Origin of the sequence: Treponema sp. UBA3813 (assembly GCA_002368605.1) — a bacterium.
GTDB lineage: Bacteria > Spirochaetota > Spirochaetia > Treponematales > Treponemataceae > Treponema_D.
Map to the genome: position 1 here is coordinate 140979 of DFEB01000019.1, position 15121 is coordinate 156099.

General features: G+C 43.2%; 13 protein-coding genes. 5 read left to right on the top strand and 8 right to left on the bottom strand.

The window, feature by feature from the left end; translation table 11 throughout:
* Positions 1 to 33: 33 nt before the first annotated feature.
* Positions 34 to 1734 (bottom strand): SGNH/GDSL hydrolase family protein, encoded by a 1701-nt coding sequence (locus B2089_RS02775; protein WP_296326206.1) that lies wholly within the window; start codon positions 1732 to 1734, stop codon positions 34 to 36.
* A gap of 142 nt (positions 1735 to 1876) precedes the next feature.
* On the opposite strand from B2089_RS02775, the gene putP reads away from it, so the two are divergent.
* The 3 genes from putP to B2089_RS02790 all read left to right on the top strand — a co-directional run bounded on the left by putP (position 1877) and on the right by B2089_RS02790 (position 5043).
* Complete coding sequence (gene putP, locus B2089_RS02780; RefSeq protein WP_296326203.1) at positions 1877 to 3445, top strand: sodium/proline symporter PutP; 1569 nt, start codon at positions 1877 to 1879, stop codon at positions 3443 to 3445.
* A 125-nt stretch (positions 3446 to 3570) separates the two neighbouring features.
* Complete coding sequence (locus B2089_RS02785; RefSeq protein WP_296326200.1) at positions 3571 to 3876, top strand: hypothetical protein; 306 nt, start codon at positions 3571 to 3573, stop codon at positions 3874 to 3876.
* A 147-nt stretch (positions 3877 to 4023) separates the two neighbouring features.
* Positions 4024 to 5043, top strand: a complete 1020-nt coding sequence (locus B2089_RS02790) for a metal ABC transporter substrate-binding protein (RefSeq protein WP_296326197.1) — start codon at positions 4024 to 4026, stop codon at positions 5041 to 5043.
* A gap of 28 nt (positions 5044 to 5071) precedes the next feature.
* Here the strand turns inward: B2089_RS02790 and B2089_RS02795 are convergent, their stop codons facing one another.
* The 4 genes from B2089_RS02795 to B2089_RS02810 form a co-directional block, all read right to left on the bottom strand.
* Entirely contained in the window at positions 5072 to 5632 is a 561-nt protein-coding gene (locus B2089_RS02795; protein WP_296326194.1) for a putative ABC transporter permease, read from the bottom strand.
* A gap of 26 nt (positions 5633 to 5658) precedes the next feature.
* The gene (locus B2089_RS02800; RefSeq protein ID WP_296326191.1) at positions 5659 to 5916 is read right to left on the bottom strand and encodes a Txe/YoeB family addiction module toxin; all 258 of its coding nucleotides are present in this window, start codon (positions 5914 to 5916) and stop codon (positions 5659 to 5661) included.
* 2 nt (positions 5917 to 5918) lie between these two features.
* Positions 5919 to 6167: a type II toxin-antitoxin system RelB/DinJ family antitoxin gene (locus B2089_RS02805; protein ID WP_296326188.1), complete on the bottom strand. Its 249-nt coding sequence runs from the start codon at positions 6165 to 6167 to the stop codon at positions 5919 to 5921.
* Positions 6168 to 6231: 64 nt separating this feature from the next.
* Positions 6232 to 6579, bottom strand: coding sequence for a helix-turn-helix domain-containing protein (locus B2089_RS02810; protein ID WP_296326185.1), 348 nt, complete (start codon positions 6577 to 6579; stop codon positions 6232 to 6234).
* A gap of 149 nt (positions 6580 to 6728) precedes the next feature.
* On the opposite strand from B2089_RS02810, the gene B2089_RS02815 reads away from it, so the two are divergent.
* A complete protein-coding gene (locus B2089_RS02815) occupies positions 6729 to 7079 on the top strand; it encodes a hypothetical protein (RefSeq protein ID WP_296685781.1) in 351 nt (116 codons plus the stop codon).
* Positions 7080 to 7083: 4 nt separating this feature from the next.
* A complete protein-coding gene (locus B2089_RS02820; RefSeq protein ID WP_296326178.1) occupies positions 7084 to 8322 on the top strand; it encodes a hypothetical protein in 1239 nt (412 codons plus the stop codon).
* Positions 8323 to 8396: 74 nt separating this feature from the next.
* Here B2089_RS02820 and B2089_RS02825 read toward each other — a convergent pair whose 3' ends face one another.
* From B2089_RS02825 to B2089_RS02835, 3 genes are all read right to left on the bottom strand, one after another.
* Positions 8397 to 10865, bottom strand: coding sequence for a glycogen/starch/alpha-glucan phosphorylase (locus B2089_RS02825; protein WP_296326175.1), 2469 nt, complete (start codon positions 10863 to 10865; stop codon positions 8397 to 8399).
* A gap of 34 nt (positions 10866 to 10899) precedes the next feature.
* A complete protein-coding gene (gene glgX, locus B2089_RS02830) occupies positions 10900 to 13002 on the bottom strand; it encodes a glycogen debranching protein GlgX (RefSeq protein ID WP_296326173.1) in 2103 nt (700 codons plus the stop codon).
* 109 nt (positions 13003 to 13111) lie between these two features.
* The gene (locus B2089_RS02835; protein ID WP_296326171.1) at positions 13112 to 15118 is read right to left on the bottom strand and encodes an ABC-F family ATP-binding cassette domain-containing protein; all 2007 of its coding nucleotides are present in this window, start codon (positions 15116 to 15118) and stop codon (positions 13112 to 13114) included.
* Positions 15119 to 15121 lie beyond the last annotated feature (3 nt).

The following is a 15121-nucleotide window of genomic DNA, read 5'->3' on the forward strand; positions in this document are numbered from 1 at the left end:
GGATTATAAGGCGCAATTCACTTCGCCCTAATTTTATTTAGTGTTCTTTTTCTTTTTGAGAACGATAAAACAAAGTGCCGCAAGAACAAAAACGATAATCACGATAATGATTGCTTTCGAAGCTCCTGCGCCACCTGCTGAACCAGAACCCGCATAGCTGAGAGAAAGGTTTGTAAATTCAACATAACAGTTGCGTGATGTAAATGCACCGACATACATGTTTTCTTTATCGAATTCACCCAAGTTGATTTCGTATGTAACAGGCTCTTCTTTTCCGTATTTGACAGTAAATTCAGAACCCTTCTTTACAATTGAAAGATCAACGACTGTATCTTTAACAGGAACTGACTCAACAACATGCTCATTTTCATTCAAAGCCGCATCGATTCGGGCATATCCTGCAGACCAGTTCTCATTTTTTACTTTAAGAGGCGCTGCTGCAACATAGTTGCTGTTAAAACCTGCTACATTGTCATCGATGAGAACATTATCTCTAGCCATAAGACCGAATGAAACCTGATTGTTTGATTTAAAGTTGAGAACTTTTGCAGTTGCTTTAATTGTGAAGTCTTTATCAATTGGCAATTTCTGGAAATAGAACAAGATTCCGTCTTCTGAAGAAGCAATTTTACCAACATCTTTACTTCCGTCTTTTTTACCAGAGTGCATGATAACTCCGGTTTCTGTTTCTTCAATTCCGAAATATTCAGGATTAGAAGCGTTTGTTGCACCACCAATGTTACCAAATGCAGAACCCCACCACGGATCTTTTGTTACAAAGACTGAACTCTTTTCTGAAGGAGCTCCAAAGCCAGGCTCTACATAAGATGGATTTTTGAGTGCTTCAAGATTGTAAGTTGGCTCTGGAAGATTTGCAACGAGGAAACCTTTGAAAGTCGCATCTTTTGAGGCGATATCTTCAACAAGCATTTTAGCAACAACTGCGGCACCATAAGCATTCAAGTGTGTTGTATCAAGAGATGCTTCTTTTGAGCCAGTCATAGCATGAAACTTCTTCGCATCTGCACCAACTTTTTCATAAAGAGCTTTTGTGTTTTCAGTCTGATCGGCAACAATGATTTTAAGTTCTGCTCCCAAATCACGGATTGCTTCTGGATAATCACCGCCTGGGAATTTTTCATCACCAGTTGTGACATGAACGACCGAACCTGTGTACTCACCAGTTTTGCTCATGCGAACGATTGGTGTTACAAGAATTGGAGTTGCGCCTGCATCCTGTGCAAGTTTTACATAGTTATAATAAAGAGAATTCTGGAATGAACCGGCATCATCTTTTCCAGCGTTTGGATCTGTATAGCGCTCTGCCTCAAGTTTTTCGTCGTTGTGACCGAAAGCAATGATGAGATAGTCCCCCTTACGAATATTCTTTTTGAGAAGATCATAATTTTTTGCTGAGCCAGGGTCTGAGATAAAACTTGTTGAAGAACGACCGCTGACAGCCAAGTTTACAACAGCGGCTTTTGATGAATCGAGATAATCCTGAACTTTTGTACCAAATCCAAAGCGAGGAATATAATACGGATCATTGAAAGGTGAAGCAGTTGAATCACCAACAATAAAGATTCGTGAAAGACCACTTGCATCAGGTACAGCAATTTCTGTAGCAACGACAGCTTCTGTTTTTTCAAGTTTAGCTGTTGCGGCATCCTGTGCGAATGAAGAGAAAGAAAGTCCTGCAATCAAAGCAAGACTAGCGAAAAGAAGTTTTTTCATTTCTGTGTCTCCTGATTTTAAAATATACTTCTATTATACAATTCTTGATTTTTAAAAGAAAGACATAAATTTGTCTCTTCCCTTTAAAATCTTCGTAATTTCCGATAAAATCTCTTTCAAAATAAAAAGTTAGGAGAAAAAAATGGATTCAGCATTAATCGCAAAAATCATCGCGTTCGTTTTGTATCTCGGATTTATGATTTACATCGGACTGCGCAACGCGAGCAAAAACAACAACTCATCGGACTTTTTCTTGGGCGGCCGCAAGGTCGGTCCCTGGGTCACGGCTCTTTCGGCAGAGGCTTCGGATTCTTCGGCCTGGCTTTTGATGGGCTTGCCCGGCTTGTGTTACCTGGGCGGCGTCAAAGAGACTTTCTGGACGGCTCTGGGTCTTATCGTGGGAACTTACCTCAACTGGCTTTTCGTGGCAAAACCCCTGCGCAAATGCTCTATTTCTTTCGGTGACTCTATCACGATTCCGGAATTCTTCACCAACCGATTCAAGGACAAATCACATGTTCTTTCTGTTCTGTCGGTGATTTTCATCGTTTTCTTCTTTACGATTTACACGGCTTCGGGCTTCGTTGCCTGCGCAAAGCTCTTCAATTCCGTTTTCGGCCTTCCCTATCATGCGGGGCTTGCAATCGGGCTTCTGGTAATCCTCTGCTATACGATTACTGGCGGCTACACTGCGGTCTGTACCACGGACTTCGTTCAGGGAACTCTGATTTTCGTCGCTTTCGTGATTTCCGCAACAATCGCGGTTTTCGCTTTGGGCGGACCTAGCGAGGCAATCGCTCATGTTCAGTCATTCGATGCCCGCGCCCTTGCGAACGACTTCGGCGAGAATATCCGCAAGGCTTTTGAGGGCAACGCTTCTTACAAGGGAATGTCCATCGCTTCGGCTCTCGCCTGGGGCTTGGGCTACTTCGGAATGCCCCATATCATTGTCCGTTTCATGGGAATCCGCTCAAATGACGAAATAAAAAAAGCCCGCCGAATCGGCACGGTCTGGATGGTCATTTCTTACATCGGAACTTTCCTCATCGGAACTTTGGGAACGGCCTACCTCTTGAAGCACGGCGTTCTTTTGGGAACAGGAGCTGAAAATGTGGTCGTAGAGGGCGTTACTGAATTTGGAGACGCGGAGACTGTATTCAGCGCGACAATGCTCAAAATGTACCCGGCTTTCATCGGCGGAATCTTCCTCTGCGCGATTCTTGCGGCTTCAATGTCAACGGCAGACAGTCAGCTTTTGGCGGCTTCCAGCGCGGTTGGTCAGGATATTTACAAGGGAATCATCAACAAAAACGCGGACGAAAAAACGGTCTTGAATGTAAGCCGCTTCACTGTCTTCATCATCGCCTTGGTTGCCCTTTTCCTTTCACTCAATCCGAATTCTTCAATTTTCGGTCTCGTCTCTTATGCTTGGGCAGGATTCGGCGCGACTTTCGGCCCGCTCGTTTTGCTGGCCCTTTACTGGCGGGGCATGACGGCAAAAGGAGCCATTGCGGGTCTCGTCACGGGATTTGCGGCGGTTGTTTTGTGGCACAATCTTTCTGCAAGCGTACACCCGATTTTCGGCCTTTACGAAATTCTTCCGGGCTTCGTTATTTGTCTGGTTTTCAGCGTACTGGTTTCAATCCTAGACAAAAACAAAGACGAAAAAATGCTTGAAGAATACGACCGATACAAGGCTTGGAAACACTAAGCTGAATTTCTAAAAGCGATTAAAACATACATAAAAACACAATTTGAGATTCGTTCTCATATTGACAAAATCATCGCTCTCGTGTAATTTGAGATTCGTTCTCAAATTTGAGGCGGTGAGGTTGCATGAAATTCATTTTAAAAGGACAGAAGGAAAAAGTTTCGCTTTGGCTGGCGCTCCTGCTGCTTGCGTCTCTTTGCCTTTCTGTCTTTTTTGTTCATGCGGATTTTGACCATGACTGCTCAGGTGAGGATTGCCCGGTTTGCGCGGTCATTCAGATGGCAAGGACGAATTTCCAGAATCTCAATCCCGCACCTCAAATTTCACTTCAAAATAACACTTTCTTTTTTGCCGTAGTCTCGCGTTTTGCAGTGAATGCGATTCGTGTATCAAAAACGCCGGTTTCAGAAAAAACCCGTCTCAATAACTGATGATTCCCGATTTTACAGATAATGCCGCGCCCGCCGTGTAGCAGTGGCGAAGCCAGTCGCCTGCGGTAGCAGGGGACCGAGGGCTACTGAGCTGCGGAAGGGCGGTTGCCAATAAAACTGCGCCAAAAAAAAATCGAGGAAATGAATATGAAAAAATTACTTGCATTTGCGGGCATTTTGCTTGCCCTTGGAATGGGTTCGGCTTTTGCGAAAAAGGCTTCGAACGAGAATAAAGTTAAAGTCGTGACTACGATTTTCCCGGAATATGACTGGGTAAAGGAAATCGTCGGTGAAAAGGCTGACGATGTGGATCTTACCCTGCTTTTGAACAACGGCGTGGATTTGCATTCTTACCAGCCCAGCGTAAAGGACATCGCAAAGATTCAGGACGCGGATATTTTTGTTTATGTCGGCGGTGAAAGCGATGAATGGGTGGACGATGTTCTGAAGAATGTCAAATCCCCAAATCAGAAAGTAATCAATTTGCTTGAAGTTCTGGGCGACCGGGTTAAGGCAGAGGAAATTGTTGAGGGAATGGAGCATGAACACCATCACGATGATGATGAGCATGAGCACGGACATGAGCATGACGGAGATCATCACGATGAACACGACCACGATGACGAGGAAGAACTTGATGAGCATGTCTGGCTTTCCCTCAAAAATGCCCAGATTCTCACTAGTGCGATTTGTGACGCTCTCTGTCAGGCTAATTCTAAAAATGCAGACATCTATAAGAAAAATTTCGTTTCTTACAATAAAAAGCTCGCTGATTTGGACGCAAAATATGAGGCGGCTGTAAAGGCAGCAAGCAAAAATACCCTCCTGTTCGGCGATCGCTTCCCATTCCGCTACCTCGTGGACGATTACGGCCTTAAATATTACGCGGCATTCAGCGGATGTTCTGCCGAAAGCGAGGCCAGCTTCAAGACAATCGTTTTCCTTTCTGAGAAAGTGAATGAGCTTGACTTGCAGCGGGTCTGCCAGATTGAAAGCGGTAACGGCAAAATCGCAAAGACCGTGATTTCAAACAGCAAGAACAAAAAGGCGAAAGTGCTTATTTTTGATTCGCTCCAGTCAACGACGGCCAAGCAGATTAAAAAAGGCGCGACCTATCTCGGCGCAATGGAAAAGAATCTTGAAGTTTTGAAAGAGGCCTTAAGATAAATCTTAAAGACTGACTGAAAGTCTTCCATTAAATCCCGTGATTCAAGCCATGCGTAATCATGTGGAGGATTATGTCGCAAACAAACAATGCCGCGAGCGAGCAGGAAATTATTCTGAATGCCGTTCGCGGCAATTTTTTTTGAATCATAAGAATCACAGGAATCACGCCGTAAAAAAGCAAAAATCCAAAAATCCCGAAAATTCCCACCGAGCGTAAGCAGACATAACCGCCGATATTTCCGAAATTCCAGGGTTCTGTGTAATAATCCCAGAGACGAAGTCCGTCAAAACAATGAAAAAGCACAAATCCGACTAAAAATTCCAAAATTCCTGTCACAAAGAAACTGATTAAAAAAATCGCCAGAGGATTTTTGTGGAATCGCCAGACAGAAACCGCCATAAAAATCGCGCCCACGCCGTAAATCGGAATCCATGGGCCGAAAGTAGTTCCCCGCTTGACGAAATAGCCCCAGGCAAGCCGATAAAAAACGGTCTCATACAAAAATCCACCGATTGCGCCAAACACGCCAATCAAAAGCGCGACAAAGAAAAAATCATCAAGCTCAGAAAATCTTTTTGGAAGATTCATGTCGACCTCCTATATTGGATAGTTTATTATTTGTGATAGTGAGTTCCACAATAAGCTATATAAACACTTCCGTCTTCAATTTTATACACAATTCTGTGGTAGTCATCGATTCGTCGACTCCAAAATCCAGAAAATTCACCTTTTAAAGGTTCTGGTTTTCCAAGCCCTGTATAGCCATTGCGATCAATATCTTTTAAAAGTTCATTTGCTTTTTTTAAAAGTTTTTTATCTGATTGAAGTGAAAGATAATCTTCCCATGCGATATCTGACCAGTTTTTATTCATAATTATTCCTCAATCAAATCATGTTGAGAAAACTTCCCTTCATCAAACTGCTTTATCGACTCCCTAAGCCGCTCCTGATTTTCCTCGCTCCAAAACGGGTCGGCCCTAACCTCGAAAGGAATGCGGCTTTCTCTGAGACAGGCTGCCATAAACATGTTCACTGCGGCTGTCACCGTAATTCCGATAGACTCACAGAATCCTTCAAAAGAATATTTTCGCTCATCATTTGTTCTAATGCTCATTGTTGCCATATATTGACTCCTAAATGCTTGATATATGAATACAATGTAACACACTGTATGAGAAAAAGCAAATTTAAGCTTGTTCTGGAGTATTCTCAATTAACATAAAAAGAGCTTTTTTGTACTGTGCGGGCATTTTCTCAATTTTCATGATGTAGGGAAGATAAATAGAAAATAATTTCTTCTGCTTTTCAAAATTCGTTTTATCGATTGATGAGATTTCGGTCTCCATTCCAAGCAGCGTTTCAATCGGAATGTCGAGGACTTTTGAAATTCTTACCGCTAAATCCGCTTCAGGCATTCCATCTCGCTTGATTCCTGAAGATATCGTGTTTACCGAAAAATGGGCAGCATTTGCCAGTTCTTTGCGACTTATTCCCAAATACTCACATTCATTATCAACATTCTGCCAAAATCCCATGAATTGACTTTATCACAGTTGCGATTTTACCATGTAAATTTATTGCACTTGCATTATTAGCGATTTTTGGTAAAATAGATTTATTGCAGTTGCAATATTTTTAATGAGAGAATATTGTCTATGCGAAATTTAAAGAAGGAAAAATGAAAATGTTGTCAAAAGATGAATTAGTTAAACTAATCACCAAAATTAGCCACGAAACTGTGCAAAAACCAAAATCAACATGCCAATTACTAGGAATGTTATCAAAAAACGGTGAAGCAGCCCTTGCTTATAACTTGCCTAGTACAATAAAGAAAGTCACAATAACCGAATTTTATGAGGCATATAAAGAGTTGAACAGTTCTTTGTCTATAAATCATACCTGGTATACGCAAACATTCCCTGTATATGACAGTTCTTCTCCTTGTAATTTTACTACAATCGGAGCAGTTTTTGTGCGGCTGGAATTCGCTGAATATAAATGCAACAAATATGTAAAGATAAATAAGGAGATATAACCAAATGTCTGATTTTCTTGAAATGCAACGAGATTTCGCTGTTCTTGATATTCGTAAGTTACAACAAGAATCTCTTTGGCTTCAGCAACGAAGCCTCGGTGTTGCTGAAGCAGGTCTTGATATAGACACAAAAAAACTTCTCGCTACAAAAAGGAATGCTTTTCTGCTACAAGAAGTCAAAGAAACTCTACAACAAGGTTTTATAGGACTTTCACAACAAATTGACTATCAAATATCATATCTCGGTTTGCAATTAGAAAGTTTTTCTAATCTAGTAATCAAAAAGATTTCAAACGATGAACGTGAAAATTTTGCCCGTGATGTTATCTTCAACTTAAAAAAGATTAACGAATCGCTTTCCCAAAAAAAAGATAAAAAATTTATTGCTCTTGAGGCAAAAAAACTGCTTTCACAAATAGATACTTTTAAAATCAATACACAAAGTTTTACTCAAATTCAAGACAAGGAATATTTTTTATCAACACTAGAAAGTATCCAAGTAAAATACAATGATATACCAGATGATGAAAAAAAAGAAATTGAAAATTTTTACGATGTTTACTTTTCGGTTAAAGCTGGTTTGAAAAAGCTTGAAGAAATTGAAAAAATTAAGCTTGCGAACTTTCCAGAAAAGATTGAGGAAAAAGAAAAACCAAACTGGGACGGAATTCTACTAATTGAAGGCGAACTACTCCAAGAATTAAAAAATCCGTATCGAACTTTGGAATTGCGAGGACCACAACTAAAAAATTTTATTTCTAAAGTTGATGAGCTTCCAGATTTATTTGAAAAATTCTTTGATGCAAAACAAAAATATACAATCCAAAATTATGAATATACAGTTTATCAGGAAATTAAGAAATTACAGGAAAAAGCAAAACTATATGCAGAGTTCTTAACAAACTTGCAAAAGTGCATTAATGCTTCAAACGATTACATTCAAAAAAATCCAGCGTTTGCGGAGTCATATTCGCGTTTTGATTTCGATGAACTAGAAGCAAAAATTGTTGACTATGAATCATTGCAAACGGAAGCAGAAAAGAAAAAATCACAACTAAAAAATGAAGTGAACAATCAATATCTGAAATACAAGGCGATATTATCTGAAAAAATGAATGGAATTCTTCCACCAACACCAAACAATGAGAAATCTAAGACTGAAAACAAGATTCTACCATTGATTATCATTTTTGGTATAGTTATCTTAGTAAGTTTTTTAGCGTATAAGTTTAGCAGTATTTAACACAACAAAAAACGCCCGCAATGTCGGGAAAATCTCCGAATTGCGGGCGAAAATTGTGCGTTATGAATTAGGCACTAGGCATTCTTAATCTCGCTGTCTTCAACAACTACTTTCTTCAAGTGCCAAATGTCGCGGACATAATCTTCGATTGTGCGGTCTGACGAGAATTTACCTGAATTAGCAATGTTGATAAGAGTTTTCTTTGCCCAACCTTTTTTGTCTGTGTAGGCTTTTGCAAGCTCTTCCTGAGCCTTACAATATTTGTCGAAATCGGCGAGGACATAGTAAACATCCGGGCGCTGACCTTCAACACCGTAGACCAAAGAATCATGAATCTCTTTGAAAATCTGTCGGCTTGGGTCATAAGTGCCGTCAACGAGCTGCTCAATGACCTTTTCAAGGGCAGGATTTCGTTCAAGATACTGCTGCGGGTTGTAAGAATGTTCTTCTTCCATTTTGAGAATTTCTGGAGTGGTGAGACCGAAGACAAATCCGTTCTCTTTGCCTGCTTCCTCGAAAATCTCGATGTTTGCACCGTCCAGTGTACCCATTGTGAGTGCGCCGTTGACCATGAACTTCATGTTTGATGTACCAGAAGCTTCTTTACCGGCGGTCGAAATCTGCTCAGAAACATCTGCTGCCGGGAAGATTTTTTCTGCTACAGAAACACGGTAGTTCTCGATGAAGACAACACGGAGTTTGCCACCGATTCGGCGGTCGTTGTTTACGCGCTCAGCAACAGTGTTAATCAATTTGATGATTGCCTTTGCCCGGCGATAGCCTGAAGCCGATTTTGCGCCAAAAATGAATGTTCGGTTTGGTGCGTTATAGCTTGGGTCTTCAATGATTTTGTTGTAGAGATACATGATGTGAAGCACATTGAGAAGCTGTCGTTTGTACTCATGGAGTCGCTTGACCTGAACATCAAAAATCGAATCCGGGTCAAGGAATTCGTTCTGCTTGTGCTTGAGGAATTCCACGAGGGCTTCCTTGTTGTGGCGTTTGATTGTGATAAGCTCGTTCAAAGATGCGTCATCATCAGCGAATTTTTCAAGTTCCTTGAGCTTGGTCAAATCCTTTTCCCAGCCATGACCGATTCGTTTTGTGATGAATTCAGAAAGTTCCGGGTTTGCGTTCAAGAGCCAGCGTCGCTGTGTGATACCGTTGGTCTTGTTGTTGAATTTCTTTGGATAAAGTTCGTACCAGTCTTTGAGCTCCTGATTTTTGAGAAGCTCTGTATGCAAGGCAGCAACACCGTTTACGCTGAATCCTGCATGAATTGCGAGCCATGCCATGTAGACTTTTCCATCGTGGATGATAGACATGTGATTCTGCTTCTGATAGTCGCTTGGGAATTTTGCACGAAGCTCAATCATGAAGCGGCGGTTGATTTCCTCGACAATCTGGTAAATTCGCGGGAGCAAGCCCTGGAAGATTGAGATATCCCATTTTTCAAGAGCTTCTGCCAGAATCGTGTGGTTGGTGTAAGCGAATGTTTTCTGAACGATGTCCCAAGATGCGTTCCAGCCCAAGCCGTATTCGTCCATGAGAATGCGCATAAGCTCAGGAATTGCCACAACCGGGTGAGTATCGTTAAGCTGGATAACATGGAATTCCGGGAATTTTGAGAAATCCGTGCCGTAATTTGCAACGAAGTGATGAACCAAATCCTGCAATGAAGCCGAACAGAAGAAATACTGCTGCTTAAGTCGGAGAACTTTTCCCTGTGGCCCGTTGTCGTTAGGATAAAGAACTCGCGTAACATTCTCTGCGTCATTCTGGCGGACAACTGCCTCGTGATAGCGCATGTCGTTGAAGAGCTGTAAGTCGAATCCGTCTGGAGAAGAAGCCTGCCACAAGCGGAGGGTATTCACAGTGTTTGTGTCAAAACCGACCACCGGCATATCGTAAGGAGTTGCGGTGACTTCTTCTGCATTTTCGATGTAGAAGCGATCTTGTCCGTCTGGAGTTTTGCCATATTTGATTTCGCCGCCGAATTTAACGGTTACAGCCAAGTCAGAGCGTTTGATTTCCCAAGGATCGCGGTGTTTGAGCCAGTTGTCAGGATATTCAACCTGATAGCCGTTTTCGATTTTCTGTTCGAACATTCCGTACTGATAGCGGATTCCGTAGCCGTGTCCAGGATAGTCCAAAGTTGCGAGAGAATCCAAGAAACAAGCCGCCAATCGTCCCAAGCCGCCGTTTCCCAAACCTGCGTCCGGCTCTTCGTCTTCGATAAGATTGATATTGATGTTCATGTCATCGAGGACTTTTTTGACTTCTTCTTTGATTCCGAGGTTGATAAGGTTGTTGCTCAAAGCGCGTCCCATCAAGAATTCAGCAGAAAGATAGTACAACTGCTTTGTAGGCTTTTTCTCGTAGGCGTTTCGTGTTGCCATCCAGGCAGGCATAATCAATTCCTGAACTGAAGCAGAAACTGCGTCGAACAAGTCATGGCTGTTTGCCTGAGAAATGTCCTTTCCATACTGTCGGCGAAGACGAGCGGAAAGATTCTCTCTGAATTTCTCTGCATCAAATTTCATATAAAACTCCTTTTTCGGTCTTGCACCGACCGTTTTATTTGCTTATTAAAACCAAGATGCTGTTTGCCAAAATGACATAGTGCTCTTGGGAATTTAAAGTTTCTTCATCCCCGCCCAGCAGGATACTCGTTTTGTTTTCGATTGAAGTATCGATTGCCCGGTACCATGTGCGCCCTGCTGAAGGTTTCGGAATCGTAATCGTCAAATCGTGGATATCCATATTCATGGCGACAAAAAAATCATTGTCGTCTCGCGGAAGACCGTTAGCCTTGCCACCCAAGCGGAATCCAAGATAGCGGTTCATTTTCTTCCAGTCAGGAACGGTTCCGTCAAAATTAAACCAGCTGATGTCCGGCGGATTATCAAACTGACTTGTGGCAGCTCCACCGAAGAAATTGCGCCGCTGAAATACCGGGTGCTGGCTTCGGAGAGTAATCAATTTCTGCACGAAATCGAACATCGTGGAATTATTTTTAACATCGTCCCAGTTGAACCATGAAAGCTCATTGTCCTGACAGTAGGCATTGTTGTTGCCGTTCTGCGTTCTGCGGACTTCATCGCCCGCAACGAACATTGGCGTTCCCTGAGAAATCAAAAGCGTGGTGAAGAAATTTTTGATTTGCCGGGCACGGACTTTTTCGATTTTTGGATTGATGACCGGGCCTTCGTAACCATAATTGTAACTCAAATTATTGTCGTTACCATCACGGTTTTCTTCGCCGTTGTCTTCGTTGTGCTTGCTGTTGTAAGTGACCAAATCGTTAAGTGTGAAGCCGTCATGAGCAGTGACAAAATTGATTGAGTGAATCGGGCCGCGTCCGCTCAAAGCATACAAATCGTTTGAGCCTGCGATTCTAGTCGCCGCCTCGTTTGAAGTGTGCTCGTCACCGCGAATAAAGCGGCGGATTCCGTCACGGTAATGATCGTTCCATTCGCACCATCTGCCGCCGGGAAAATTTCCGATTTGGTATGCACCGCCGCAATCCCAGGGCTCAGCGATAATTTTTGTGTTCCGTAGGATTGAATCTTCGGAAATACGCTTTGTGAGGGGCGCGATGTCTGAAGGAAAGCCATTTTCATCGCGAGTGAGTTCACTTGCCAAATCAAAACGGAAACCGTCCACATGCATTTCAAGAACCCAATAGTGCAGGCAGTCCATGATAAAATCCTGCACAACAGGATGATTTGCATTTACCGCGTTACCACAGCCAGAATAGTTCATGTAGTATTCTTTGTGGTCATGGACAAGGTGATAGAAAATTGAATTGTCAAAGCCCCGGAAATTGAGGGAGATGCCGTTTTCGTTACCCTCGGCTGTATGATTGAAGACTACATCAAGAAGAACTTCGATTCCCGCATTGTGAAGAGCCTTTACCATATCTTTGAATTCACGGACACAGCCGCCCGGACTTCTATCGCTGGCATAAGAACATTTTGGAGCAAAGAAACCGATTGTGCTGTAGCCCCAGTAATTTTTCATTCGCGCGCCAGTGCGGGGATTTACATTCGTGTTTTCGTATTCGTCAAATTCCATGACAGGAAGCAATTCCACCGCAGAAACTCCAAGCGACTGGAGATAAGGGATTTTTTCGATTACGCCGCGGTAAGTTCCAGGATGCTCAACCCCTGATGAAGGAGAAGCCGTAAATCCTTTGACATGCATTTCGTAGATGATTGATTTTTCAAGGGGGATTGAAAGCGGCTTATCATCTTCCCAATCATAATCTTCATCATCGACAATGACACATTTAGGATATTTTTCCATATATTTATCTTTTCCGGGAAGCATGTATTTAAAAACCGAGCCTTCAGAAAAAGCCTTTGCCCTGGGGTCGAAAAGAGACTGATTCTTGTCAAAACGATGCCCGCGCCCCGGCGTAAAAGGACCATCAACACGGTAAAGATACAAATCGCCCGGCTTTAAGCCTTCGACAAAAACATGCCACAAATCGCCAGTGCGGTTAGTCTCTGGATTCAGCTCAATCGTGTGATAAGGCTTTGCGTCTTCTGGAGATGAGTACAAATCGAGAAAAACTTTTTTTGCATTTCTGCTGAACACAGAAAAATAAACGCCCTTTGCCGTTACCGTAGTTCCAGGCCTCAGAGCCTTGCCAGCTGAAATCCGAATAGAGTCCATATTGGAAAGATTTTAACACAAAAGCCGCGGAATTTAAAGATAATTTTAGAATACTGATAAAGAAAGAATTATATTTTCGACAGCCGTGCCTTTTTCCAAGAAAGGCAGCTCACCCCAATTCCGCAAGCACTTCCCAGCGGGCATAGTCGGAGTTTAGTTTTTCTTCGACGGACTTGTATTCTTCGCCAGCCTTTTGCGCCAGAGTAAAATCTGAGGAAGCCATCTGCTCTTCAAGGGCAGATTTTTTTTCTTCCAACTCCATGATTTCATTTTCAAGATTTTCAAATTCTTTCTGTTCTTTGAAGGTCTTTTTTCTAGCCTTGGGTTTTGTTCCGTTAGAGGGGGAAGTCTCCCCCTCGCTACAAGCGTTCGCTACGCTACCGTTTTCCGCTACCCCCTCTGCGGGGACACCCCGCAGCGCCCCGTTTAAAAGACACGGTTCAGGCACAGCATTGTTTAGCTTTTTAGAACTATCGTTCGTATGTTTATTCTGCTCCACTTCAGCTTTTTTTGATTCAAGATAGTCAATGTATTCCGAGCATTTTCCCACAAAGCCGGAAATTCCGCCGTCTTCTTCCATAATAAACATGGTGTCGGCGATTTTGTCCATGAAATAGCGGTCGTGACTAACGATGAGTAGGCAACCTTTGTAGCCCAAGAGGAATTCTTCGAGGATATTCATGGTGAAGATGTCGAAGTCGTTGGTCGGCTCGTCCAGAATCAGGAAGTTGGGGTTGGAAATCAGAAGGCGCACCAGGAAAACCCGCTTTCGCTCGCCGCCGCTCAATGTGGAGAGCATGGAGTGCTGGATTTTTCCTTCAAAGCCGAAGTGATTCAAAAACAGGCTTGCACTCAGCGTCTTCCCGTCGTTCATGTGCACGATGTCGGCGGCTTCCTTGATGTATTCCAGGACGGTAAGGCTCAAATCTTTGAAGACCGGGTTCTGCTGGTAGTAGCCGAAGAAAGTGTTCTCGCCCTTTATAACTTCGCCTGAGTCCGGCGGTAAGTTGCCGGTAATGATGTTGAGGAGAGTGGATTTTCCGCTGCCGTTCCCGCCGAAAATGCCGATTTTCTCGCCCTTGCTGAAAGTGTAAGAGAAGTTTCGGATGACCGGCGCATTGTCCGAAGTTTTCAAGAAATTCTTGCTGATTCCGTGCAGCTCCAGAATCTTCCCGCCCAGTCGGCGGCCGGCCACTTCAAACTGAAAGCCCTTGTCCTTGGCGAATTTTTCCCGATTTATGAGCTGCATGTCCCGCTGAATCCGGGCCTTTGCCTTTGTCCCGCGGGCGCAGGGACCGCGGCGGAGCCAGTCCCGCTCAAAACGGAGCACGCTTTCAATCCGCCGCTCGGTGTTCTCTTCGATTTCCGCCTCGATTTCCTTTTTTTCAAGGTAAGTGGAATAGTTTCCCTGATAAAGCTTGAGTCGGGCGCGGAAAAGCTCAAAAATGTTGTTGCAGACCGCGTCCAGAAAATAGCGGTCGTGAGTGACCATGAGAACTGTGCGGTCTGTGTCGTGAAGATAATTCTGCAGCCAGTAAATCGTCTGAATGTCCAGGTGATTAGTCGGCTCGTCCAGAAGAAGAAGTTTTGTATCCTCCACCAGAACCTGCGCCAGCGCGACTTTTTTGACCATGCCGCCTGAAAGCTCGTTCATTTTGCGGCTCAAGTCGTTGATGCCGAGAACTCCCAGAATCGAGCGGATTTGGCTTTCATAGTTCCAGAGATTGCCTTTGTCCATTTCAAGGGTGAGTTCGTCGAAGCGTTTCTGCTGACCGTTAGTTAGTCCATCGGCCATTTTATCGCATAAATCTTCGTATTCTCTGATGATTTTGAGTTTGGGGCTTTCTGATTTGAAAATATGCTCGCGGATTGTGTTTTTTCCGTCAAATTCAGGATTCTGGGAAAGATAACTAACTCCCGATAGTTTGTTTATCGTAATCTGACCGTCATCAGCTGGCAGGACTCCCGCAATTACATTCAAAAGCGTGGATTTGCCGGTTCCGTTTCGTCCGATAATGGCGGCTTTGTCGCCTTCGTTAAGGCCAAAAGTGACATCCTTAAAAAGAGGAGCTTCACGCCCCATTTTAGAAAGTCCATTTACAGAAAGTATGTTCATAAT

Coding starts and splice junctions, on each gene's coding strand:
- B2089_RS02775 (WP_296326206.1), bottom strand. CDS start 1,734: ATGAAAAAACTTCTTTTCGCTAGTCTTGCTTTGATTGCAGGACTTTCT.
- putP (WP_296326203.1), top strand. CDS start 1,877: ATGGATTCAGCATTAATCGCAAAAATCATCGCGTTCGTTTTGTATCTC.
- B2089_RS02785 (WP_296326200.1), top strand. CDS start 3,571: ATGAAATTCATTTTAAAAGGACAGAAGGAAAAAGTTTCGCTTTGGCTG.
- B2089_RS02790 (WP_296326197.1), top strand. CDS start 4,024: ATGAAAAAATTACTTGCATTTGCGGGCATTTTGCTTGCCCTTGGAATG.
- B2089_RS02795 (WP_296326194.1), bottom strand. CDS start 5,632: ATGAATCTTCCAAAAAGATTTTCTGAGCTTGATGATTTTTTCTTTGTC.
- B2089_RS02800 (WP_296326191.1), bottom strand. CDS start 5,916: ATGAATAAAAACTGGTCAGATATCGCATGGGAAGATTATCTTTCACTT.
- B2089_RS02805 (WP_296326188.1), bottom strand. CDS start 6,167: ATGGCAACAATGAGCATTAGAACAAATGATGAGCGAAAATATTCTTTT.
- B2089_RS02810 (WP_296326185.1), bottom strand. CDS start 6,579: ATGGGATTTTGGCAGAATGTTGATAATGAATGTGAGTATTTGGGAATA.
- B2089_RS02815 (WP_296685781.1), top strand. CDS start 6,729: ATGTTGTCAAAAGATGAATTAGTTAAACTAATCACCAAAATTAGCCAC.
- B2089_RS02820 (WP_296326178.1), top strand. CDS start 7,084: ATGTCTGATTTTCTTGAAATGCAACGAGATTTCGCTGTTCTTGATATT.
- B2089_RS02825 (WP_296326175.1), bottom strand. CDS start 10,865: ATGAAATTTGATGCAGAGAAATTCAGAGAGAATCTTTCCGCTCGTCTT.
- glgX (WP_296326173.1), bottom strand. CDS start 13,002: ATGGACTCTATTCGGATTTCAGCTGGCAAGGCTCTGAGGCCTGGAACT.
- B2089_RS02835 (WP_296326171.1), bottom strand. CDS start 15,118: ATGAACATACTTTCTGTAAATGGACTTTCTAAAATGGGGCGTGAAGCT.